We start from the raw sequence: 22,526 nt of genomic DNA on the forward strand, positions 1-22,526 counted from the left end.
CCCGTCCGTCACCTGGTCACGTGGTCACGCCTCGGCTGCGCGGATCTCCTCGATGCGGTCGTCCTGGCCACCCACCTGCTCGAGCTCGTGGGCGAGCTCTTCGAGCTCCGCACCGCCGGCCATCAGGCCGGTCAGCTCGGGCAGGGTGATGTCGGTCTTCTCGAAGTACCCGATGCTCTTGCCGCGCCGGAGCAGCAGGAAGCGGTCGCCGACGGGGTAGGCGTGGTGCGGGTTGTGCGTGATGAAGATGACGCCGAGTCCCCGGTCGCGTGCCCGGAGGATGTACTTCAGGACGACGCCGGACTGCTTGACGCCGAGTGCGGCGGTCGGCTCGTCGAGGATGAGCGCCTTCGCGCCGAAGTACACGGCCCGGGCGATCGCGACGCACTGCTTCTCGCCGCCGGAGAGCGTGCCGATCGGCTGGTCGACGTCCCGCAGGTCGATGCCCATGTCGAGCAGTTCCTGCTTCGTGATCCGCTTCATCTCCTTGACGTTGAGCGCCCCGAGCGGCCCGCGCAGTTCGGAGCCGAGGAAGAAGTTCCGCCAGATGGGCATGAGCGGGACGACCGCCAGGTCCTGGTAGACAGCGGCGATCCCGGAGTCGAGCGCTTCGCGCGGTGACGAGAGCGTCCGCTCCTCGCCCTGGATCGAGAACGTCCCGGCGCTGTGCTGGTGCAGCCCGGCGATGATCTTGATCAGGGTGGACTTCCCGGCGCCGTTGTCGCCGAGCACGCACGTCACCCGTCCGGCGTCGACGTCCATCGACACGTCGGACAGTGCGATGACGTTGCCGTAGTGCTTCCCGACGTCCCGGAGGGCGATGAGGTGCGGCGCGCCGGCGGCGATGTCGGGGGTGTCCGTGACCGGGACCTCGACGACCTGGGTGGTCGGGTGTGCGGTGTTCGTGGTGTTCGACATCACTTCTGCTCCGCTCGCTTCTTGACGATGAGGTTGATGATCGTGGCGAGCAGGAGCATCAGGCCGAGGAAGAACTTGAACCAGTCCGGGTTCCACTGCGCGTAGACGATGCCCTTGTTCGCCATGCCGAAGATCAGCGCGCCGATCGCGCCGCCGACCGCCGACCCGTAGCCACCGGTCAGCAGGCAGCCGCCGATCACCGCGGCGATGATGTAGAGGAACTCGTTGCCGACGCCCTCGCCGGACTGCACGACGTTGAAGGCGAACAGGTTGTGCATGCCGCCGATCCAGGCGCAGAACCCGACGCCCATGAACAGGCCGATCTTCGTCTTCGTGACGGGGACGCCGACCGCACGGGCCGCGTTCTCGTCGCCGCCGACGGCGAAGATCCAGTTACCCACGCGGGTGCGGAGGAGCACGTACGACGCGATCGCGACGAGGGCGATCCAGATGAACACCGTGATCTTGACCGTCACACCGAAGATCGGCACGTCGGCGGCGAACAGCTGCTGAGCGAAGGCGAAGCCGTCGAGCTGCGAGATGTCGGGGGTCGACACCGCCCCGGAGACGAGTCGGGTGATCGCGAGGTTCAGGCCGGTCAGCATGAGGAACGTCGCCAGCGTGACGATGAAGCTCGGGAGCTTGGTCCGGACGAGGATCCAGCCGTTGACGAACCCGACGCCGAGCGACAGCACGAGGGCGAGCAGCACCCCGACCCAGACGTTCGTCGAGAAGTACCAGGCGAACAGCGTCGCGGTGAGGGAGGAGGAGATGACGCCCACACCGGCGGAGAGGTCGAACTCCCCGCCGATCATGAGGAGCGAGACGCCCACGGCCATGATGCCGATGGTCGACGAGCCGTAGAGGACGGTCGAGATCGAGTCGGGCTGGACGAAGACGGGGGCGATGATCGCGAAGAAGGCGAACATCGCGATGGCGCCGACGACGGCTCCGACCTCGGGGCGGCCGAGGAGCTTGCGGACGGGACTGCGGCGGGCGAGGCGCTCGTCGCCTGCGGGGATGGCGGTGGCGGTGGTCATGGGAGGTTCCCTTCGTCGGGACCGGGGGTGGGAGGGGTCGGGGCCGGTCCGCCGCGCGACGCGGCGGACCGGCGAAGGGCGTGCTACCGCAGCCCGTCCTCGGCGTACTTCAAGACCTTGTCGATGTTCGACTTGTCGACGATGGCCGGCCCGGTCAGCGTCGGCTTGCCACCGCCGAGGACGAAGCCGCCCTGCTTGTACAGGACGATGGAGTCGATGGACTCGTAGCCCTGCATGAACGGCTGCTGGTCGACCGTGAACACGACGTCGCCGCTCTTGATGCTCTTCGCGAGGTCGGCGTTGAGGTCGAACGAGGCCACCTTGACCTTGCTGCCCGCTGCCTTGACCGCCTTGAGGATGACCGCGGTGTACGGGGCGCCGAGACCGACGATCGAGTCGGCAGCGGAGTCCGCCTGGAGCTTCGCGGTGACCGTCGACTGCACGGCGCTGTTGTCGGTGCCGTTCACGTACAGGGTCTGGGTGTCGGGCAGGATCTTCTTGATGCCGCCGCACCGTGCTTCGAGTGCGACGTTGCCCTGCTCCTGGATCACGCAGATCGGCTTGCTCAGGCCCTGCGCCTTGAGCTCGTTGCCGACGGCCTCGCCGGCGACGGACTCGTCCTGTCCGAAGTGGGCGAGGATGCCCAGGGCCGCGTAGTCGTCGCTGCCGGAGTTGAACGAGACGACCGGGATCCCGGCCTTCTCCGCGCCCTGGACCGCGCTCTTGAGCGCGTCCGGCTTGGCGAGGGACACCGCGATGCCGTCGACCTTCTGGTCGGTGTACTGCTGCACGAGCTGTGCCTGCTTGGTGCCGTCGGGGTCGGAGGCGTAGAGGAGCTTCACGCCGTCCTTCTTCGCGGCGTCCTCGGCGCCCTTGCGGACGATGTCCCAGAACGTGTCGCCGGGAGCGGCGTGGGTGACCAGGGCGATGGTGAGTCCGGAGTTCTTGCTCGTCCCGCCCGAGGAACCGTCGTCGTTCGACGCGACGCGACCCCCCTGCGACGAGCATCCGGAGAGGACGAGGGCGCTCGCCGCGATTGCCGCGGTGATGCCCATGACTACAGAAAATCGCTTCACGGAAGACTCCTTTGTCCAGTGGTTCCGCTCGGGTGCGAGGTTGTGGCACAGGGTGGGTCGATGAGAGCGAGGCCTTGCAACGCTGCGATTCTCACTCAACGGCTCATCTGTCCGGTGCACGGTATAACGGGGACCACGGCTTCCACAAGCATTGTTCCGCGGCGGAAGCTTTTCGCGGATCCTGTTACGATGTGAACAGTTCGTCCGTTGCATGAGAATGGTCGAGGGCGAACGGGCTCGTACGAGCTTCCATGACGAAGGAGTCTTCATGCCCGGTCCAGAACAGCGCGGAAGCGCCACCCTCCCGCCCCTCACCGCGGGGCCTCACCGCAAGCGGATCGGGTACATCTCGGTCGTCGCCTGCCTCGGGGGACTGCTCTTCGGCTACGACACCGGTGTGAGCAACGGTGCCGAGCTGTCGATCCAGACGGAGCTGCACCTCGACGACCTCGGTCTCGGCGTCGTCATCTCGTCGCTCGTGTTCGCGGCGGCGTTCGGCGGGCTGATCGGCGGCCCAGTGTCCGACCGCATCGGACGGCGGACGACGATCATCGGGATGGCCGCCTTCTTCTTCTGCGGCACGCTCCTCGCCGTGTTCTCCCCGAACTTCGAGGTGCTCCTCGCCGGTCGCGTCGCGGTCGGACTCGCGGTCGGAGCGGCGTCCATCGTCGTGCCGGTGTACCTCGCCGAGCTCGCTCCGCTGGAGATCCGCGGCATGATCACCGGCCGCAACGAGCTCGCGATCGTCAGCGGCCAGCTCGCGGCGTTCGTCATCAACGCGATCATCGGCATCGTGCTGGGCGGTGACGGCGGCGTCTGGCGCGTGATGTTCTTCGTCTGCTGCATCCCGGCCGCGGGCCTCTTCTTCGGGATGCTCCGGATGCCGGAGTCCCCGCGCTGGCTGGTGGAGCACGGTCACGACGACCGGGCGTTCGAGATCCTCAAGACCGTGCGGAACGAGGAGCGTGCCCGCGCCGAGCTCGCCGACATCGAGCGGATCGCGTCGGAGGAGTCCGCGCAGTCCGGCCAGAGCGGCCTGCGCGCGCTGTTCTCGAGCAAGTGGCTGATCCGCATCGTGCTCATCGGGTGCGGTGTCGCGATCGCGCAGCAGGTGACGGGGATCAACTCGATCATGTACTACGGCCAGCGCATCCTCATCGACGCCGGCTTCGGTTCGAGTGCGGCGCTCGTCGCCAACATCGCTCCGGGCATCCTGGCGGTCATCGGCGGTCTGATCGCGCTCCGGAACATGGACCGCGTCGACCGACGCAAGACCTTCATGCTCGGACTGTCGCTGACCACGTCGTGCCACATCCTCATCGGGTTCGCGTCGTTCCTCATCCCGGACGGCAACCCGATCCGTCCCTACGTGCTCCTCTTCCTGATCTGCGCGTTCGTGCTCTCGATGCAGTCGTGCCTCAACATCGCGGTCTGGGTGTGGCTCGCCGAGATCTTCCCGCTCAACATGCGTGGGCTCGGGACGGGCATCGCCGCGTTCGCCGGCTGGCTGATGAACGCCGTGCTCGCGCTCTACGTGCCCTCGCTCATCGAGAGCGTCGGGATCACCGGCACCTTCTTCCTCTTCGCGCTCATCGGGGTGATCGCCCTCGTGTTCATCGCGACCCAGGTCCCCGAGACGCGCGGGTGGTCGCTGGAGAAGCTCGAGGAAGAGGTCACGACCGGAGCGATCTACATCGACACCATCAAGGGCAAGTCGAAGCGCGCCGACCGCGACCGCGCTTGAGGCAGGGCCTGCGTCCGTCGGCGCACGGCCGGTTCGGTAAGGTCGCGCACGGAGGTGGCGATGTCGGGAGATGACCAGCGTCGAGCAACGATGCGTGACGTCGCCGACCGTGCCGACGTGTCGAAGTCGCTCGTGTCGCTGGCCTACCGGTCCCCGGCGTCGGTCAGCCCGCACCGCCTCGAGCGGATCCTGGCGGCGGCGGCGGAGCTCGGGTACCGTCCGAACCGGGTCGCCCGGTCGCTGAACGGAGCGCGCGAGGACTTCGTCGGCATCCTCGTCGCGGACACCCGCAACCCCGTGCTCACGGACGTGGTCGAGTCGGCCCGTGCGACCCTGGCGGACGCCGGTCGGCTCGGCCTGGTGACGAGTGCCGTGCTCCCGAGCCCGTCGTCCGGATCGGCCCTCGACGTCGAGGTCGTCGCCATGCTCGGCGACCTGCAGCCGTCCGGGCTCCTGGTCGTCGGTTCCGTCCCCGACATGGACCGGGTGGTCGAGATGACCGCCTCCGCGCGCCTCGTCATCGCGAGCGGCCGGCCCGGCTCGCGCGGCGGCCTCGCCACCGTGCGCGGGGACGACGAGGTCGGCATGCGCCTCGTGGTGGACCACCTGACGGCCCTCGGGCACCGGCGGATCGGCCACGTCGGCGGTGAGGGCGGCCCCGTCGCCGCCGGTCGGGCGTCGGCGTTCGCCGGCGCCATGCGGGAGCACGGCCTCGACGCCGGGGCGATCGCGCCCAGCGACTTCACGGAGCGCGCGGGTCATCGCGCGGCATCGGCCCTCCTCGACTCCGCGGACCCGCCCACGGCGATCGCCGCGGTGAACGACCTCGCGGCGATCGGCGTGCTGGCCGCCGTGGCGGAGCGCGGGCTGTCCGGCACGGTGGCGGTCACCGGTTACGACAACACCTACCTGGCGGCCCTCGGGCCGATCGACCTGACCTCGGTCGACCCGCACAACGACGTGATTGGTCGTCGGGCGGCCGAGCTCCTCCTCGCGCCGGGCCACGTGCCCGCGTCCGACGACGGTGTCCTCGTCGCGCCGTCCCTCGCCGTGCGGGGAAGCTCGACGACCGTGGTCTGACGGTCGCCGCCGCGCCGCGTTGACAACCGGTGCTCCACGGTCGTACGTTGTACCGGTCCAAGATTTTGGACCGGTGCAAAACCGTCATCGCCTCGCGCAAAGGAGCATCCGTGGCAGAGACCAAGGCGCCCACCTCCGTCGGAGTGGGCCTGATCAGCGTCGGTTGGATGGGGCGGCTGCACTCGCGGTCGTACCGACTCCTCCCGCTGCTGTACCCCGAGCTCGGCATCGAGCCCCGTCTGGTCGTCGCGGCCGACGTCGCCGCCGCCGGTCGCGACTACGCCAAGGACGTGCTCGGGTACGAGTCGGTGGTCTCGGACTACCGCGACGTGCTGAACGACCCCGCGGTCGACGTGGTGAGCATCTGCGCCCCGAACTCCCTGCACGCCGAGATCGGGATCGCCGCCGCGCAGGCCGGCAAGCCCTTCTGGATCGAGAAGCCGGTGGGCCGCGGCGTCGAGGAGACCGAAGCGGTGGCCGCCGCCGCCGACGCCGCCGGGGTCGCGACCACGATCGGCTTCAACTACCGTCACGTCCCCGCCGTCCAGCACGCCCGCCAGCTCGTCCTGGACGGAGCACTGGGTCGCATCACCAACGTCCGCGGCCGGTTCTTCGGCGGGTTCTCCTCGAACCCGGAGGACCCGCTCACCTGGCGGTTCGTCCGTGCGACCTCCGGCAGCGGGGTGCTCGGTGACCTCATGGGACACCTCGTCGACCTGATGCACTACGTCCTCGGGCCGATCGGCTCGATCTCGGCCGCCACCGGCACGTACCTCACCGAGCGCCCCGGCCTGCCGGGGACGCCGGACGCCGGCAAGCTGCTCCCCGTCGAGAACGAGGACTACGCCACGATGCTGGTCCGGTTCGACGACAGCGCGTACGGCGCCGGCGCCCTCGGCAACCTCGAGGCCTCACGCATCGCCGTGGGCCCGCGGTCGGAGTACACGTTCGAGATCTTCGGCACCGAGGGTTCCGTCAAGTGGGACTTCGAGCGGCTCAACGAACTCGAGGTCGCACTGACCCGCACCGGTCCGCACGTCGGGTACACCCGTGCCTTCGCGGACGGGTACTTCCCCGACTACTCCCGCTTCCAGCCGAGCTCGGGCACGAGCATGGGCTACGACGACCTCAAGGTCATCGAGGCGGCGAAGTTCCTCACCGCCGCGACCGGTGGCGAGGCCACGGGCTCGAACATCCACGACGCCGTCGCATCCGCCCGGGTGCTCAGCGCCGCCGAGCAGTCCGCCGAGTCCGGCGAGTGGGTCACCCTGCCCGTCGAGCCCGGCGCCACGGCGAACACCCGCACCACCGAGGGAGCGAACGCATGAGCCTCAAGATCGCCACCGCACCGATCTCCTGGGGTGTCAGCGAGGTCGAGGGCTGGGGGTACCAGCTCCCGCCGGAACGGGTCCTCGCGGAGATGCGCGAGCTCGGCTTCGACGCCACCGAGCTCGGCGCGCAAGGCTTCCTGCCGCCGGCGCCCGAGGACAAGGCCACCCGGCTCGCCGAGTTCGGCATGACCGCCATCGGGAGCTTCGTCCCGGTCATCGCGCACCAGCCGGGCACCGACCCGCTGCCCCGCATCGAGCAGGAGCTCCGCGACTACGCGGCGTCCGGCGCCACCGTCCTGGTCGTCTGCGCCGACAGCGAGCAGACCGGCTACGACGCCCAGCGTGAGCCGCTCACCGACGAGCAGTGGTCGACGCTGTTCGCCAACCTCGACCGCATCACCGAGGCCGCCGCCGCGGTCGGTGTCACCGCGACCCTGCACCCGCACGTCGGCACGGTCGTCGAGACGAAGGACGACGTCGACGCCGTGCTCGCCGGTTCCACCATCCCCTTCTGCTTCGACACCGGGCACCTGTTCCTCGGCGGCACCGACCCGGTCGTCTTCGCCGCGGAGCACTCCGACCGCATCGCCTACATGCACCTGAAGGACGTGTCGCTCGAGGGGATGCACCGGGTCGCGCGTGGGGAGATCAGCTACTTCGATGCGATCAAGGCCGACCTGCTCTACCGCCCGGTCGGACAGGGGGACGTCGACATCCGTGCGATCCTGCAGAGCATGGTCGACGCGGACTTCGACGGGTGGATCGTCCTCGAACAGGACAAGGTCGTGCTCGAGGAACCGGAGCCCGGCGCCGGCCCGATCGAGGACGCACGGGCGAGCGTGCAGTACGTCCGCGCCCTCGTGGCGGAGCTCGAAGCAGCCGAGGCGACCCGATGAGGGTCGGCGTCGCCGGACTCGGCCGGATCGGCGCGATGCACGCGCGCAACCTCGCACGGACGCCGGGTGTCGACGAGGTCGTGCTCATCGGACGAGACGCCGGCCGGACGGCCGCGGTGCAGTCCCGACTCGAACAGCAGCGGACCGCGGACGGTGCAGCGTGGGCGAGCGTGTCGAGCACCATCGACCCACTGGCCGACGTCCTGCCCTCCGTCGACGGCATCCTCGTCGCCTCGGCCACCGACACCCACGCCGACCTCGCGCGCGTCGTCGCCGAGTCCAGGACACCGCTGCTCATCGAGAAGCCCCTCGCGCTCGGGGTCGACGAGCTCACCTCGCTGTCCCGCGACCTCGAAGCGACCGGCACGCCGATCATGGTCGCGTTCCACCGCCGGTACGACCCCGGGTACCAGCGGCTCCGCCGGCACGTCCTCGACGGCGACGTCGGCACGCTCCGGCTCGTGCAGGCGACCGAGAACGACCACTACGCGCTGCCGCTCGACTACATCCCGCAGTCGCACGGCATGTGGCTCGACCTCCTCGTGCACGACTTCGACATCATCCCGTGGGTCGTCGGCGACCCCGTCGTCGAGATCTCCATGATCGGGTCCGTCCTCGACGAGCCGGTCTACGGCGACCACGACGACACCGACACCGCGATGGTCACGCTCCGCTTCGCCTCGGGCGCGGTGGGCAGCATCGGTGCGCTCAGGCGAAGCGACGCCGGCCAGGACGTCCGGCTCGAGGTCACCGGGTCGAAGGGCGCGTACGGCGCCGGCTACGGACCGCGCACCCCGATCACCTCGACCGAGCCGGACGGCACCACGCCGGAGAACCCCTACGACACGTTCGGCGACCGGTTCGTCCCGGCGTTCGAGGAGGAGATCGCCCACTTCGTCCGGATGATCCGCGGCGAGTCGGAGTCGCTGACACCGCCCGCTGCCGGGCTCGTCGCGACCGCGCTCGCCGAGGCGGCCGCGGAGTCGTTCCACACCGGGCGTCCCGTCCGGCCCCGCACCACCGCGTAGTCCGCGCGGCACACCACCACCACAGGAGATTGCAATGACGCAACACATCCGGATCGGCCTCTTCGGCACCGGGCGCATCGGACAGGTGCACGCCATGAGCGTGGCCGCGATCGACGACGCCGAGCTCGCGTGGGTCTGCGACCCGTTCGTCGAGGGCGCGGAGCGGACGGCCGCCGAGTACGGCGGGAAGGTCAGCTCGGACCCGGCCGAGGTCTTCGCCTCGGGCGAGGTCGACGCCGTCATCGTGGCGGCACCGACGGCCACGCACGTCGACCTCATCGACGCGGCGATCGACGCCGGCGTGCCGGTGCTGTGCGAGAAGCCGATCGACCTCGACCTCGACCGGGTGGACCGGCTCCGGGCGAAGGCCGCCGCCGCGACGATCCCGATCGTGCTCGGCTTCAACCGGCGGTTCGACCGGCACTTCACCGAACTCCAGCGCCGGGTGGAGTCCGGGGAGATCGGGACGCTGGAGCAGATCCTCATCACCAGCCGCGACCCGGGCGAACCGCCGGCGGCGTACCTCGCTTCGTCGGGCGGCATCTTCCGCGACATGACCATCCACGACCTGGACATGGCACGGTTCTTCGTCCCGGACATCGTCGAGGTGACCGCACGCGGAGCCAACACGTTCAGCGCCACCGCGCGTGAGCTCGGCGACTTCGACTCCGCGGTCGTCACACTCCGCGGCGCGAACGACGAGTTGATCGCCATCACCAACTCGCGGCACGCATCGTACGGGTACGACCAGCGGTTCGAGGTCTTCGGGTCCGAGGGGCTGCTGCAGGTCGGCAACCAGACCGACACGCTGGTCCGCCGGTGGAGCGGGGACGCCGTCGAGTCGCTCGAGCCGTACCAGAACTTCTTCCTGCAGCGGTACGCCGAGGCGTACCGGCTCGAGGTCGTCGAGTTCCTCAAGGCGGTCCGCGGCGAGCCGTCGCGCAGCCCCGGCTTCGAGGACGGACGCGCCGCACTGGTGCTCGCGGACGCCGCCGACCGCTCGGCGCGAACGGGGGAGTCGGTCGCGGTGGACCTGTCGCGATGAGCGGGATCGGTCGCGACCTCGTCGCCACCTGCTGGACCACGGCCGGCTCGGCGCAGCCCGATGCCCCGTCGGAGCGCAGCCCCTTCTCGGCGCGCAACCGCGTGAGTGCGGCGGCTGACGCAGGGTTCGCGGGACTCGGCTTCGCGCTGGACGACCTCGAGGTCGTCCGCGACACCATCGGGTTCGAGGAGCTCCGGGCGCACGCCGACCGGGTCGGCATCCGGCACCTCGAGGTCGAGCTCGTGAAGGACTGGTGGCGCGACCCGGAGGACACGCCGTGGCGTGCGCGCTGGGACGTCATCCGGGACGTGGCACGCGTGTTCCGCAGCCCCATGGTGAAGATCGCACCGCCTCCCGCCCCGACGGTCACGTCGTTCGCACCCTTCGTGGACCCGTTCCGGCGGCTCGCGGACGAGGCGGCGGCGATCGGGACGCGCCTGGCACTCGAACCCCTGCCGTTCGCCGGCATCTCGTCCCTCCCGCAGGGCTCGGACCTCGTCCGCGCCGTCGACCATCCCCACGCCGGCCTGGCGGTGGACTTCTGGCACGTGTTCCGCGCCGGGACACCGCTCGACGAGCTCCGGCGCACCCTCGACCCGTCCACCGTCGTGGGCGTGGAGCTCAACGACGCCGACGCCGAGCCGGAGGCGGGCCGGACGCTCTTCGAGGACACCCGGGACAACCGCAGGTACCCGGGCGAGGGGGCGCAGGACGTGGTCGGGTTCATCAGGACCATGGCCGACCTCGGCTGGTCCGGCCCGTGGGGCGTCGAGATGCTCTCGATCGAGCACCGTGCGAAGACGCTCGAGGACGCCCTCGACGCCGCCCGCGACACGACCCTGCGGTGTCTGGCGCTCGCCGACGCCCAGCCGCAGCCCGCGCACCAGGGGTGAGTCGGGCCTCCAGTAAAATCGCATGGCGGACGATGCGTCCGACAAGCGAGAAAAGCGATATGCTCTTCCAGTCCGACGCAACGACGCAGAGAGGATCAAACATGGTCGACCCGCAGGTGCTCAAGCACGGCGCATGGGACGTCATCACCCCGGAGATCGCCGGATGGGAGTTCGTCACCTTCCAGGTGAAGACCTTCGGCGACGGCGAGACGGTCGAGTTCCCGGCCGACGGGAACGAGCGCGCGTTCGTCAACCTGCACGGCGACCTCGTGGTCACGGTCGGTTCCGACGAGTACCGCATCGGCGGCCGTGACACGGTCTTCGACGGACTCGGGCACACGCTCTACGTCCCGCGCGACACCGCGGTCTCGATCACGGGCACCCCCGGTGCAGAACTCGCGATCGCGACCGCCCCGGCGACGGAGCAGCACGAGGTCGTCCTCGTCACCCCGGACGACGTCGGTTCCGCGACCCGCGGCGCCGGCACCGCCACGCGTCAGGTCTCCACGCCGATGTCGCCGGACTTCCCCGCCGACCGGCTCCACATCGTCGAGGTGTGGACCCCCGGTGGGAACTGGTCGAGCTACCCGCCGCACAAGCACGAACACGACGTCGACGGCGAGGCGCAGCTCGAGGAGGTCTACTACTACCGCACGCGCGACCCCGAGAACGGGTGGGCGCTGCAGCGGGTGTACAGCCCGGAGCGCGACTTCGACCTCGACGTGCCCGTCCGTGACGGCGACATCTGCCTGATCCCGTGGGGGTACCACACCACCGTCGCCGCCCACGACCAGGACCTCTACTACCTCAACGTCCTCGCGGGCCCGGCGCCGAAGCGCACCCTGCAGGCGGCTGAGGACCCCGCGCTCGCCCCGGCGCGCGCCAAGTGGGAGACCCTCGACGCGGATCCGCGCGTGCCGTTCGTCCCCGTCCACCCCTGACCCCACCACGCAAGGAGTTCGCAATGACGCAACACCCGCAGCCGACCCGGCGTCTGACCGTCGGTCAGGCGATCGTCGAGTTCATGAAAGCGCAGTACGTCGAGCGCGACGGGGAGACGCAGCCGTTCTTCGGCGGCGCGTTCGGGATCTTCGGTCACGGCAACGTCGCCGGGCTCGGGCAGGCCCTGCTGCAGTACCAGGACGAGTTCCCGTACTACCAGGGCCGCAACGAGCAGGGCATGGTCCACATCGCCACCGGCTACGCGAAGATGAAGAACCGCCTCGGCGCCCTCGCCGTGTCGACGTCCATCGGGCCCGGCGCGACGAACATGGTGACCGGTGCCGGCACCGCGACCGTGAACCACATCCCGGTCCTCCTGTTCCCGTCGGACGCGTTCGCGACGCGCTCGACCGGGGCCGTGCTGCAGCAGCAGGAGCACCCGTACGCGATGGACGTCACGGCGAACGACTCGTTCCGCGCCGTGTCCCGGTACTTCGACCGCATCATCCGTCCCGAGCAGCTCGCGTCCGCCCTCCTCGAGGCGATGCGCGTGCTCACGAGCCCCGCCGACACCGGCGCGGTCACGATCGCGGTCCCGCAGGACGTGCAGGCCGAGGCGTACGACTTCCCGGAGGCGCTGTTCTCCGACCGGGTCTGGCACGTCGCGCGCAACCGCCCCGACCGTGCCGCCGTCCAGCGCGCCGCGGAGCTGATCCGGTCGGCGAAGAAGGCCGTGATCATCGCCGGCGGCGGCGTGGTCTACTCCGACGCCACCGACGAGCTCACGAAGTTCGCCGAGGCGACGGGCATCGGCGTCGGCGTCACGCAGGCCGGCAAGGCGAGCATCGCCTGGGACCACCCGGCGGCGCTCGGCGCGCTCGGCTCGTCCGGTTCGAAGTACGCGAACGGCATCGCGAACGAGGCGGACGTCGTCATCGGCATCGGCACGCGCTACACGGACTTCACGACCGCCTCGAACACGATGTTCAAGAACCCCGACGTGGCGTTCGTGAACATCAACGTCGCCGAGGTCGACGCCTTCAAGGAGTCCGGCATCCCGCTCGTCGGCGATGCGCGGGAGACGCTCGCCGAGCTCCGTGAAGCGCTCGAGGGGTTCACCCTCGACGCCGACGTCGTCGCCGAGTACGAGCGCGCCGCCTCCGACTGGCGCGCCGAGGTCGACCGCATCGTCGAGGTGCAGGAGGACAGCCCGACCCTCTCGCAGGCCGAGATGCTCGGGCTCCTCAACGCCTCGGCCGCCGCGGAGGACGTCGTCATCAACGCCGCCGGCTCGATGCCCGGCGACCTCCACCGTCTGTGGCGTCCGGGGAGCCCGAAGGGCTACGACATCGAGTACGGCAACTCGTGCATGGGCTACGAGGTCGCCGGCGGCGTCGGAGCGCAGCTCGCGGCACCGGACCGTCGCGTCCACGTGCTCGTCGGCGACGGGTCGTACCTGATGATGTCGCAGGAGATCATGACCGCCGTGCAGGAGCACCTGCGGATGACGATCGTGATCGTCGACAACTTCGGCTACGGGTCCATCGCGGCGCTGTCCGAGACGCTCGGCTCGCAGACCTTCGGAACGCGCTTCAACGAGCGGGGCGAAGCGCTCCGCCACGACGGCCGCCGTCTCGAGGTGGACTTCGTCGCGAACGCGGCGAGCTACGGCGCGGAGGTGTTCTCCGCCGACACCGCCGACACCTTCCGGAAGGCCCTCGACGATGCCCGCGCGTACGACGGCACCGCCGTGGTGTACGTCCGCGTGGACGCGCAGGGGCGCTTCGGCGGCTCGGGGGCGTGGTGGGACGTCCCCGTCGCCGAGGTGTCGACCCTCGAGTCGACGAAGGACGCACGGGCGACCTACGAACAGAACAAGGAGGAGCAGCGTCTCTACCTGACGCAGTCGGCTCCTCGCGTCCGGGAACTGGAGCACTCATGACCGACGTACAGGAGACGACCGACGCGACCGCCGTCGCACGCGAGGTCGCCGCAGGGGTCCCCACGGGGCTCCTGATCGGCGGCGGGCAGCGCACGGCTTCCGACGGCGGGACGTTCGACGTCCACAACCCGGTCGACGGCAGCGTGCTGGCCACCGTGGCGAACGGCACCCGGGACGACGCGCAGGCGGCCGTCGACGCGGCCGGCGATGCCGCTGCCGCGTGGGCGGCGACCCCGCCGCGGAAGCGTTCCGAGGTCCTCTCCCGCGCCTACCACCTGATGATCGAGCGCGCGGACTGGTTCGCGAAGCTCATCACGGCCGAGAACGGCAAGGTGTTCTCCGACGCCAGGGGCGAGGTCGTCTACGCTGCCGAGTTCCTCCGCTGGTACGCGGAAGAGGCGGTCCGGATCCCCGGGTCCCTGCAGACCGCGCCGGGCGGTGCGAACAAGATCCTGGTCGAGCACCGTCCGATCGGGATCGCGATCCTCGTCACGCCGTGGAACTTCCCCGCGGCGATGGCCACCCGGAAGATCGGTCCCGCCCTGGCGGCCGGCTGCACCATGGTGCTGAAGCCCGCGAGCGACACCCCGCTCACCGCGCTCGCGATCGGAGCCCTCTTCGAGGAGGCCGGGCTGCCGGCCGGCGTGCTCAACGTGCTGCCGAGCCGCTCGTCCGGCGCGGTGGTCGAGCAGATGGTGCGGGACCCGCGTTCGCGCAAGCTCTCGTTCACCGGCTCGACCGAGGTCGGCGTGAAGCTCATGCAGCTCGCGGCCGAGTCCGTCGTGAACACGTCCATGGAGCTCGGCGGCAACGCCCCGTTCGTGGTGTTCGACGACGCGGACCTCGACGAGGCGGTCGCCGGTGCCATGATCGCGAAGATGCGCAACGGCGGCGAGGCCTGCACGGCGGCGAACCGCTTCTACGTCCAGTCCGGGATCGCCGCGGAGTTCTCCGGGCGGCTCGCCGACGCGATGGGTGCGCTCCGGACCGGCGACGGCCTCGACCCCGAGGTGCAGCTCGGCCCGATGGTCAACGAGACGGCGCGCGACGACATCGCCCGGCTCGTCGAGGCCGCGAAGGAGGACGGCGCCACCGTGCTCACCGGCGGTACCGCACCGGACGGCGCCGGGTGGTTCTACCCGGCGACGGTCCTCGGTGACGTGCCGGAGCAGGCGCGCATCCTCCAGGAGGAGATCTTCGGTCCGGTCGCCCCGGTGGTCACCTTCGAGACCGAGGACGACGCCGTGCGCCTGGCGAACGGCACGCCGTTCGGGCTCGTCTCGTACGTCTACACGCGCGACATCGGTCGAGGGCTGCGGGTCAGCGAACGCATCGAGTCGGGCATGGTCGGGCTGAACCGCGGCCTGGTCTCCGACCCGGCTGCGCCGTTCGGCGGGATGAAGGAGTCCGGCATCGGCCGCGAGGGCGGCGCGGAGGGCCTGCTCGAGTACATGGAGTCGCAGTACATCGCGGTCGCCTGGTAGGCGACCCGGCAACGGACTGGAGGCGCGGTGCCGGCTGGCACTGCGCCTCCTGTCCGTCATGGGGTCAGGGCGACTGCACCTGGCTCGCCTGAGCCGCGTCCTGCTCGAGGACGGCGACCGCCGCGCGCGCGGCGGCGAGGAACTCCTCCTGACGTTCCTCGATCTCCACCGACCGTCCCGCGACCGACAGGCAGCCGAGCAGCTCGCCGTTCCCGTCGAGGATCGGGAGCGCGATCGCCCCGATCCCGATGGTCGCGTCGTCCAACGAGAGCGTGTAACCCCGCTCCCGGGTGCGTCGCACGTCCGCCCGGAGCGCGGCGGCGTCCGTCATCGTCCTGGCCGTCAACGGTCGGCGTCCCGTCTCGTCGGCCAGGTACCCGTCGAGGTCCCGGAGGTGCGCGAGCACGAGGCGACCGGCCCCGCCGGCGTACAGCGGGAGGGACCGGCCCGGGGAGAGGGTGAGCACGCCGATGCCCCGCCCGGGCGCCCAGTCGATGCACACGGCTTCGTCGCCGCGCGGCACGGTGAGGAACACGGTCTGTTCGGTCCGGGCGGCGAGCTCGTCGAGGACGCCCCGCGCCGACGACCACTCGGACATCGCGTCGCGAGCGGCGTCGGCGAGGTGGAGCCACTTCACGCTGAGGCGCGCGCGGTTGTCGGCGGTCGTGGTGGCCATGCCGACGGCCTTGAGCCCCTCGATGAACCGGTAGACGCTCGGCCGGGGGAGCCCGGTCGCCTCGGCGAGTTCGGCGGGCGAGAGGTCGCCGCGTTCGGCCAGCGCGTCGATGACGGCCTGCGAGTTGGCGAGAACGCGCATCGGCTTCCGGTCAGCCACGGTCCGCTCCTTCGTAGCCGAGGTCGGCGCTGATCGCCGCCGCGGTGTCCATGACCAGCGCCGCGAGCTCGGACTCGCGATCGATCAGCCGCTCGCGGAGCCCGCTGATCGAGACGGCCGCGACGAGTTCACCGCGGTGGTTGAACACCGGGCTGCCGAACGCCGCGATGCCGATGGTGACGTCCTCGTCGGAGCGCGCGTACCCGCGGTCCCGGATGCGGGCGACGTCCTCGCGGAGGACGTCCGCCGCGGGCGTCGGGTACGGCAGGTCGTCCGCGGCGAGGAGTTCGTCGATCACGGCGTGCTGCTCGCCCGAGGGGAGGAACGCGAGGAGGGCGAGCGGTGCGCCCCCGACGTGGAGCGGCAGGGAGTCGCCGACCTGCATCGCGACGGAGCGGACGTCGTGGCCCTCGATGCGTTCGACGCACACCGCGCGGGTGCCCCGTCGGTAGCAGAGCAACGCCGCGACGTCGGCGGTCGATCGCAGTTCGCGCATCCGCGGGAGCGCGAGTCCGCGGACGTCGAGCGAGTCCTCCAGCACTCCGCCGACCTGCATGCAGGCGAGGCCGAGCCGGTACGTGCCGCGCGACGGAGCCGGTTCGACCCACCCCATGGCGATGAGGCTCTGCAGGAGCCGGTAGGTGGAGCTGGTCGGCTCCCCGACGGCCTCGGCGATCGCGTTCACCGTCAGCACCTTCGCCGCAGCGAGCGCGTCGACGATCGCCCCGGCCTTGCTGAGGATCTCGATCCCGCCTTCCTCGGCGGCGATGTCTGCCATGCCGTCATCCTGCCATGTCGTCACAATCCTTTTGCTCTCACCCTGTAGACATTTCGTTCACGCGGTGATAGTTTTGCTCGCACCACCGCACAACGAAGGAGTCGTCGTGACACGCAAGGACGCGAGAGACGTCGAACATCTGCAGGCACTCGGGCGCGAAGGGCGCTGGCACGTCCTGGAGACCGTGGCGTCGAGCAAGGCCGGACACATCGGCGGACCGATGTCCGCGATGGACCTCATGGTCGCCCTGTACTTCCACCAGCTGCGGATCGATCCGGCGAACCCGCAGGACCCCGACCGCGACCGCTTCATCCTCTCGAAGGGTCACTCGGCCATCGGCCTGTACTCGGTGCTGGCGATGCGCGGCTACTTCCCGGTCGAGGAGCTCGCCACGTTCGACCACGGTGACTCCCGACTCCAGGGGCACCCGGACATGAAGATCACCCCGGGCGTCGACTCGTCCACCGGCTCGCTCGGTCAGGGACTGTCGGCCGGCTCCGGGATGGCCATCGCCGCCAAGCTGCAGAAGCGCGACTTCCACACCTGGGTCGTGCTCGGCGACGGCGAGATCGAGGAGGGCATGGTCTGGGAGACCGTGATCTGCGCCCCCCGGTACGGCCTCGACAACCTCACCGCGATCATCGACCTCAACGGCCTGCAGCAGTACGGCTGGACCGCCAGCGCGAGCGACCGGTACGACCGGAGCGAACCGATGGGGCACGTCAACCTCCCCGCGGTCTTCCGCGGGTTCGGCTGGGACGTGATCGAGATCAACGGGCACGACTACGACGAGATCCTCGACGCGTACGCCGCCGTCGACGAGCGTCGCGGCACCAGCGGCAAGCCGACGGCGATCATCGCCCACACGGTCAAGGGCAACGGTGTCTCCTTCACGAAGGGGACCTTCAAGTGGCACAACGGAGTCCCGACGGACGAGCAGCTCGCGACGGCACGGACGGAACTCCTCATCGACGAGAAGGCGGAGGCGCTCGCATGAAGGCACAGCGCGCGGTCTGGGGCGACACCCTGACGGAACTGGCACAGACCGACGACCGGATCGTCGTGGTCGACGGCGACCTCGCCACCTCGACCATGGCGGTCACGTTCGCGAACGCCCACCCGGAGCGGTTCGTGCAGGCGGGCATCGCCGAGCAGAACATGGTCGGGATCGCCTTCGGGATGTCGACGCTCGGGTACCGCCCGTGGCTGTCGTCGTTCGGGGTGTTCCTGACGAACCGAGCCCTCGACCAGGTCCGCATGCTCGTGTCGCAGACCAAGGCGCCGGTGCGCCTCGCCGCGGCGTACAGCGGGCTCCTCAACGGGGCGAGCGGCAAGACCCACCAGGACATCGAAGACCTCTCCGTCATGCGGGCGATGCCGAACATGACCGTCCTCGCTCCCGCGGACGAGACCGAGGCGGGTGCGATGATCCGCTGGGCCGCCGACCACGACGGGCCGGTGTACCTCCGTCTCGCGCGCGACGCCGTGGCGGACGTGTTCGACGACGACTACGAGTTCACCGTCGGGCAGCCGGTACTGCTCCGCGACGGGACCGACGTCACGGTCGTCTCCACCGGTGTCCAGACGTCCCGCACGGTCGAGGCGATCGACGAGGTCGAGAGCGCGGGCAGGAGCGCCCGCCACGTCCACCTCCCGACGATCAAGCCGCTCGACACCGAGGCGCTCTGGACGCTCCTGGCGGATGCGGACACGGTCGTCACCGTGGAGGAGCACTCCGTCGTCGGTGGCCTCGGGGACGTCGTCGCGAGCGTGCTCGCCGAGCGCGCCGCCGCGGCTCGCCTCGAGAAGGTCGGTCTGGCCGACGCCTGGGCGGAGTCCGGGCCGAACGACTTCCTGCTCGAGAAGTACGGCCTGTCCGTGGGCAGGGTCGCCGAGCGCATCCAGCGGGCCATCGGGGAGCGGGTCCCCGCATGAGCGTCATCGACTCGACCCGTTCGACCCGCTCGACCGGCTCCGGTTCGACCCCCTCGACCGGCTCGACCGGCTCGACCATCGAACCGGGACCGGGCATCGACGCCCTCCGACGGTGGGTGGCCGACGTCGCGTCCCTGACGCAGCCGGACGACATCGTCTGGGTCGACGGCAGCGAGGAGGAGAACCGCTCCCTGCTGACCGGCATGGTGCGCTCGGGCTCCATCGTGGCGCTCGACGACAGCCTCCGACCGGGCAGCTTCCTGGCACGCAGCGATCCCGCGGACGTCGCGCGCGTCGAGGACCGCACGTTCATCTGCTCGGCGACCGAAGCGGACGCCGGGCCGACCAACAACTGGCGCGACCCGGCCGAGATGCGCGAGGAGCTCACCGCACGCTTCGGCGGATCGATGCGCGGGCGGACGATGTACGTCGTCCCGTTCTCGATGGGCCCGGTCGGCGGGGCCATCTCGCAGGTCGGCGTGCAGGTCACCGACTCGCCCTACGTCGTCGTGTCGACCAGGATCATGACCCGGATGGGCGCCGAGGCCCTCGCCGAGATCGGTCCCGACACCGAGTGGGTGCCGGCGCTCCACACCGTGGGCATGCCGCTCGTCGCCGACGACGGCTCCGCCGTGGGGGACGTGCCCTGGCCGTCCAACGAGGTCAAGATCATCGCCCACTTCCCGGAGACCCGCGAGATCTGGTCGTACGGCTCCGGGTACGGTGGTAACGCCCTGCTGGCCAAGAAGTGCTTCGCGCTCCGCATCGCGTCGGTCATGGCACGGCAGGACGGTTGGCTCGCCGAGCACATGCTGCTCATCCGCCTGACCACGCCCGCCGGCAAGGTGCTGCACATCGCGGCGGCGTTCCCGTCCGCCTGCGGCAAGACGAACTTCGCCATGATGACCCCGAGCCTGCCAGGTTGGAAGGTCGAGACCATCGGCGACGACATCGCGTGGCTCCGACCCGGAGCCGACGGCCGCCTGTGGGCGATCAACCCCGAGGCCGGGTTCTTCGGCGTCGCGCCCGGAACCGGGCCCGACACGAACCCCGCCGCGATGGCCACGGTCCGGTCGAACACGATCTTCACCAACGTGGCGATGACCCTGGACGGCGACGTCTGGTGGGAGGGCGCGACCGAGGAGCCCCCGAAGCACCTCATCGACTGGCGCGGCCGCCCGTGGACCCCCGACAGCCCGGAGCCCGCGGCCCACCCCAACGCCCGGTTCACGGTCGCCGCCGCGCAGTGCCCGACGATCTCCGGTGACTGGGACAGCCACGACGGGGTCCCGATCGACGCGATCGTCTTCGGCGGACGCCGAGCCACGAACGTGCCGCTCGTCGCCGAGGCCGAGGACTGGGAGCACGGCGTGTTCTTCGGGTCCACGATCTCCAGCGAGCAGACCGCGGCCGCCGAGGGGCCGGTCGGGGAACTCCGCCTCGACCCGTTCGCGATGCTGCCGTTCTGCGGCTACAACATGGCGGACCACTGGCAGCACTGGCTCGAGATCGGTGACCAGCTGGGCTCGAAGGCGCCGAAGGTGTTCCGCGTCAACTGGTTCCGCAAGTCCTCCGACGGCGGGTACCTCTGGCCCGGCTTCGGCGAGAACATCCGCGTGCTCGAGTGGATCGCCGATCGGCTCGAGGACGACGCCGAGGTCGAGTGGAGCCCGGTCGGTGGCCTGCCGCGCGTCGGGGGCCTCGACGTCGCCGGCCTCGGCCTCGACGGCTTCGCCCTGGACGAGCTGTTCGAGGTGGACGCCGTGGCGTGGTCGGCCGAGGCCGAGCAGCTCCGGGCGCACTTCGACCGGTTCGGGGACCGCGTGCCGCAGCGGCTCCGGGACCGCCTCGACCAGCTCACCCGACGGCTGGACGCGGCATGACGGCCGACGCCGGGCTCTGGGACGACTGGAGCGCCCGCCTGGAGGTCGCCGAGGCCATGATCCCGATCATCGGACGACTGCACCGCCGGGACGGCGTCGTGACGGCCGTGTACGGACGACGGCTGGTGAACCGGTCGGCGATCGACATCGTGAAGGCCCACCGGTTCGCCCGCCACGTCGACGGCGCACCGCTGCCGCTCGACGAGTCCCTCAGGCTCCTCCGCGCGGTGGAGGCCGCGGGCGCCGGCCCGGCATCCCTCGACCTCGGCGCACTCGCGGCCCGGGCCCGCACCGCCCCGGGCGCGAGCATCGCGGACCTGCTCCCCGAGCTCCAGGGCGACGGCTCCCTCCCGGTGACCGACGTCGTGCTGTACGGGTTCGGACGGATCGGGCGACTCCTCGCCCGCATCCTGATCTCGCACCAGTCCCGATCGACCGGGCTGCGGCTCCGTGCGATCGTGGTCCGGGAAGCGACCGGCACCGACGACCTCGTCAAGCGAGCGAGCCTGCTCCGCCGAGACTCCGTGCACGGTCCGTTCGACGGCACCATCAGCGTCGACGAGGAGACCCAGAGCATCGTCGCGAACGGCACCCGGATCGCCGTGATCCGCGCCGCCGACCCCGCCGCGATCGACTACACCGCGTACGGCATCGACGACGCGATCCTCGTGGACAACACGGGTCGCTGGCGGACCGAGGACGAACTCCGGAAGCACCTGGAGGCGAAGGGCGTCGCCCGCGTGCTGCTGACCGCTCCGGGCAAGGGCGCGATCCCCAACGTGGTCCACGGCCTCAACACGGTCGAGGCCGAGCACGCCCCGATCGTCGCCGCCGCATCGTGCACGACCAACGCGGTCGCACCGGTCCTCGCTGCACTGGACGCCGAGTACGGGATCGTCCGCGGCCACGTCGAGACCGTCCACTCGTTCACGAACGACCAGAACCTCACGGACAACTTCCACAAGGCGGACCGCCGGGGCCGTGCCGCCCCGCTCAACATGGTGATCACCGAGACCGGCGCTGCCCGCGCGGTCGCGAAGGCCGTCCCGACGCTGGCCGGCAAGCTCACCGGGAGCGCGATCCGCGTGCCCACCGCCGACGTCTCACTCGCGATCCTCAACCTCCGGTTGAAGACGTCCGTCGGCCGGGAACGACTCAACACCTTCCTCCGCACCGTCTCCCTCGGGTCGTCGCTGCGCTCGCAGGTCGACTACGTCGAATCGCCCGAGTACGTGTCGAGCGACGTCCTCGGCTCCCGTTTCGCGGGCGTCGTCGACGGCCTCGCGACGCAGGCCGACGGCGAGGACGTCGTCGTCTACGTCTGGTACGACAACGAGTTCGGCTACTCCTACCAGGTGGTCCGCGTGCTCGAGACGATGAGCGGCGCGCACCCGGCGTCGATGCCGGCGCCGCGTCCGGCGAACCGGGAAGAACTCGCGATCAGTCTCTGATCGCGACGAGCGCGCCTGTCTGGTCAAGACTCCTGTGGTGGGGAGGGCGCGCTCCGAGGGAGAGACCGACGCCCCTGAACCGGTCTCTCCCTCATCATCCGGTCCGGCGAACAGGGGACCGACGCAATCCGGACTGTCAGGCGAACACGCATCTTCGCCCCCTATGGTCGCGACAAGCGCAGACGCGTGAACTCTCCCGTACCGGTTGAAGGACCGATCCGTAAC

General features: G+C 70.3%; 19 protein-coding genes. 14 read left to right on the top strand and 5 right to left on the bottom strand.

Features of this window, described 5'->3' with window-relative positions; translation table 11 throughout:
• Positions 1 to 24 precede the first annotated feature (24 nt).
• The 3 genes from HP507_RS10320 to HP507_RS10330 form a co-directional block, all read right to left on the bottom strand.
• Complete coding sequence (locus HP507_RS10320) at positions 25 to 918, bottom strand: ATP-binding cassette domain-containing protein (RefSeq protein ID WP_175351704.1); 894 nt, start codon at positions 916 to 918, stop codon at positions 25 to 27.
• Complete coding sequence (locus HP507_RS10325; RefSeq protein ID WP_175351705.1) at positions 918 to 1,958, bottom strand: ABC transporter permease; 1,041 nt, start codon at positions 1,956 to 1,958, stop codon at positions 918 to 920. Before HP507_RS10325 ends, HP507_RS10320 begins: the two co-directional genes overlap by 1 nt.
• Before the next feature lie 83 nt (positions 1,959 to 2,041).
• Complete coding sequence (locus HP507_RS10330; protein ID WP_333781355.1) at positions 2,042 to 3,034, bottom strand: substrate-binding domain-containing protein; 993 nt, start codon at positions 3,032 to 3,034, stop codon at positions 2,042 to 2,044.
• 268 nt (positions 3,035 to 3,302) lie between these two features.
• Between HP507_RS10330 and HP507_RS10335 the strand changes: the two genes are divergently transcribed.
• The 10 genes from HP507_RS10335 to HP507_RS10380 all read left to right on the top strand — a co-directional run bounded on the left by HP507_RS10335 (position 3,303) and on the right by HP507_RS10380 (position 15,419).
• Positions 3,303 to 4,778, top strand: a complete 1,476-nt coding sequence (locus HP507_RS10335; protein WP_175351706.1) for a sugar porter family MFS transporter — start codon at positions 3,303 to 3,305, stop codon at positions 4,776 to 4,778.
• A 90-nt stretch (positions 4,779 to 4,868) separates the two neighbouring features.
• Positions 4,869 to 5,858, top strand: coding sequence for a LacI family DNA-binding transcriptional regulator (locus tag HP507_RS10340; protein WP_175351707.1), 990 nt, complete (start codon positions 4,869 to 4,871; stop codon positions 5,856 to 5,858).
• Positions 5,859 to 5,968: 110 nt separating this feature from the next.
• The gene (locus HP507_RS10345; RefSeq protein WP_271207127.1) at positions 5,969 to 7,186 is read left to right on the top strand and encodes a Gfo/Idh/MocA family protein; all 1,218 of its coding nucleotides are present in this window, start codon (positions 5,969 to 5,971) and stop codon (positions 7,184 to 7,186) included.
• Positions 7,183 to 8,085 (top strand): sugar phosphate isomerase/epimerase family protein, encoded by a 903-nt coding sequence (locus HP507_RS10350; protein WP_175351708.1) that lies wholly within the window; start codon positions 7,183 to 7,185, stop codon positions 8,083 to 8,085. The genes HP507_RS10345 and HP507_RS10350 overlap by 4 nt, the downstream gene beginning before the upstream one ends.
• Positions 8,082 to 9,113, top strand: a complete 1,032-nt coding sequence (locus tag HP507_RS10355) for a Gfo/Idh/MocA family protein (RefSeq protein ID WP_175351709.1) — start codon at positions 8,082 to 8,084, stop codon at positions 9,111 to 9,113. Before HP507_RS10350 ends, HP507_RS10355 begins: the two co-directional genes overlap by 4 nt.
• 34 nt (positions 9,114 to 9,147) lie before the next feature.
• Positions 9,148 to 10,158, top strand: a complete 1,011-nt coding sequence (gene iolG, locus HP507_RS10360; protein ID WP_175351710.1) for an inositol 2-dehydrogenase — start codon at positions 9,148 to 9,150, stop codon at positions 10,156 to 10,158.
• Entirely contained in the window at positions 10,155 to 11,051 is an 897-nt protein-coding gene (locus HP507_RS10365; RefSeq protein WP_175351711.1) for a sugar phosphate isomerase/epimerase family protein, read from the top strand. The genes iolG and HP507_RS10365 overlap by 4 nt, the downstream gene beginning before the upstream one ends.
• A 101-nt stretch (positions 11,052 to 11,152) precedes the next feature.
• Positions 11,153 to 11,992 carry a 5-deoxy-glucuronate isomerase gene (gene iolB / locus HP507_RS10370; RefSeq protein ID WP_175351712.1) on the top strand — a complete coding sequence of 280 codons (840 nt, stop codon included), beginning with the start codon at positions 11,153 to 11,155 and terminating at the stop codon, positions 11,990 to 11,992.
• 23 nt (positions 11,993 to 12,015) lie between these two features.
• Positions 12,016 to 13,935 carry a 3D-(3,5/4)-trihydroxycyclohexane-1,2-dione acylhydrolase (decyclizing) gene (iolD, locus tag HP507_RS10375; protein WP_175351713.1) on the top strand — a complete coding sequence of 640 codons (1,920 nt, stop codon included), beginning with the start codon at positions 12,016 to 12,018 and terminating at the stop codon, positions 13,933 to 13,935.
• Positions 13,932 to 15,419: an NAD-dependent succinate-semialdehyde dehydrogenase gene (locus tag HP507_RS10380; protein WP_175351714.1), complete on the top strand. Its 1,488-nt coding sequence runs from the start codon at positions 13,932 to 13,934 to the stop codon at positions 15,417 to 15,419. Before iolD ends, HP507_RS10380 begins: the two co-directional genes overlap by 4 nt.
• Before the next feature lie 64 nt (positions 15,420 to 15,483).
• Here the strand turns inward: HP507_RS10380 and HP507_RS10385 are convergent, their stop codons facing one another.
• Positions 15,484 to 16,254, bottom strand: coding sequence for an IclR family transcriptional regulator (locus HP507_RS10385; RefSeq protein WP_175351715.1), 771 nt, complete (start codon positions 16,252 to 16,254; stop codon positions 15,484 to 15,486).
• Positions 16,247 to 17,032, bottom strand: coding sequence for an IclR family transcriptional regulator (locus HP507_RS10390; RefSeq protein WP_175351716.1), 786 nt, complete (start codon positions 17,030 to 17,032; stop codon positions 16,247 to 16,249). The genes HP507_RS10385 and HP507_RS10390 overlap by 8 nt, the downstream gene beginning before the upstream one ends.
• Positions 17,033 to 17,138: 106 nt before the next feature.
• Here HP507_RS10390 and HP507_RS10395 point away from each other — a divergent pair, with 106 nt between their 5' ends.
• The 4 genes from HP507_RS10395 to HP507_RS10410 are packed head-to-tail and all read left to right on the top strand — an operon-like array spanning position 17,139 to position 22,301.
• Positions 17,139 to 18,029 (top strand): transketolase, encoded by an 891-nt coding sequence (locus HP507_RS10395; protein WP_271207126.1) that lies wholly within the window; start codon positions 17,139 to 17,141, stop codon positions 18,027 to 18,029.
• A complete protein-coding gene (locus HP507_RS10400; protein ID WP_175351718.1) occupies positions 18,026 to 18,967 on the top strand; it encodes a transketolase family protein in 942 nt (313 codons plus the stop codon). Before HP507_RS10395 ends, HP507_RS10400 begins: the two co-directional genes overlap by 4 nt.
• Complete coding sequence (locus tag HP507_RS10405; RefSeq protein WP_175351719.1) at positions 18,964 to 20,850, top strand: phosphoenolpyruvate carboxykinase (GTP); 1,887 nt, start codon at positions 18,964 to 18,966, stop codon at positions 20,848 to 20,850. Before HP507_RS10400 ends, HP507_RS10405 begins: the two co-directional genes overlap by 4 nt.
• A complete protein-coding gene (locus tag HP507_RS10410) occupies positions 20,847 to 22,301 on the top strand; it encodes a glyceraldehyde-3-phosphate dehydrogenase (RefSeq protein ID WP_175351720.1) in 1,455 nt (484 codons plus the stop codon). Before HP507_RS10405 ends, HP507_RS10410 begins: the two co-directional genes overlap by 4 nt.
• Positions 22,302 to 22,526: the final 225 nt, after the last annotated feature.

It is taken from the genome of Curtobacterium pusillum (genome assembly GCF_013359865.1).
GTDB classification, from domain to species: Bacteria; Actinomycetota; Actinomycetes; order Actinomycetales; family Microbacteriaceae; genus Curtobacterium; species Curtobacterium pusillum.

What these genes read in the sequence shown, in the direction of transcription:
- HP507_RS10355 (WP_175351709.1), top strand. Translation starts at nt 8,082, where the DNA reads ATGAGGGTCGGCGTCGCCGGACTCGGCCGGATCGGCGCGATGCACGCG.
- HP507_RS10335 (WP_175351706.1), top strand. Translation starts at nt 3,303, where the DNA reads ATGCCCGGTCCAGAACAGCGCGGAAGCGCCACCCTCCCGCCCCTCACC.
- HP507_RS10320 (WP_175351704.1), bottom strand. Translation starts at nt 918, where the DNA reads ATGTCGAACACCACGAACACCGCACACCCGACCACCCAGGTCGTCGAG.
- iolB (WP_175351712.1), top strand. Translation starts at nt 11,153, where the DNA reads ATGGTCGACCCGCAGGTGCTCAAGCACGGCGCATGGGACGTCATCACC.
- HP507_RS10400 (WP_175351718.1), top strand. Translation starts at nt 18,026, where the DNA reads ATGAAGGCACAGCGCGCGGTCTGGGGCGACACCCTGACGGAACTGGCA.
- HP507_RS10405 (WP_175351719.1), top strand. Translation starts at nt 18,964, where the DNA reads ATGAGCGTCATCGACTCGACCCGTTCGACCCGCTCGACCGGCTCCGGT.
- HP507_RS10350 (WP_175351708.1), top strand. Translation starts at nt 7,183, where the DNA reads ATGAGCCTCAAGATCGCCACCGCACCGATCTCCTGGGGTGTCAGCGAG.
- HP507_RS10410 (WP_175351720.1), top strand. Translation starts at nt 20,847, where the DNA reads ATGACGGCCGACGCCGGGCTCTGGGACGACTGGAGCGCCCGCCTGGAG.
- HP507_RS10390 (WP_175351716.1), bottom strand. Translation starts at nt 17,032, where the DNA reads ATGGCAGACATCGCCGCCGAGGAAGGCGGGATCGAGATCCTCAGCAAG.
- HP507_RS10365 (WP_175351711.1), top strand. Translation starts at nt 10,155, where the DNA reads ATGAGCGGGATCGGTCGCGACCTCGTCGCCACCTGCTGGACCACGGCC.
- iolD (WP_175351713.1), top strand. Translation starts at nt 12,016, where the DNA reads ATGACGCAACACCCGCAGCCGACCCGGCGTCTGACCGTCGGTCAGGCG.
- HP507_RS10380 (WP_175351714.1), top strand. Translation starts at nt 13,932, where the DNA reads ATGACCGACGTACAGGAGACGACCGACGCGACCGCCGTCGCACGCGAG.
- iolG (WP_175351710.1), top strand. Translation starts at nt 9,148, where the DNA reads ATGACGCAACACATCCGGATCGGCCTCTTCGGCACCGGGCGCATCGGA.
- HP507_RS10340 (WP_175351707.1), top strand. Translation starts at nt 4,869, where the DNA reads ATGCGTGACGTCGCCGACCGTGCCGACGTGTCGAAGTCGCTCGTGTCG.
- HP507_RS10325 (WP_175351705.1), bottom strand. Translation starts at nt 1,958, where the DNA reads ATGACCACCGCCACCGCCATCCCCGCAGGCGACGAGCGCCTCGCCCGC.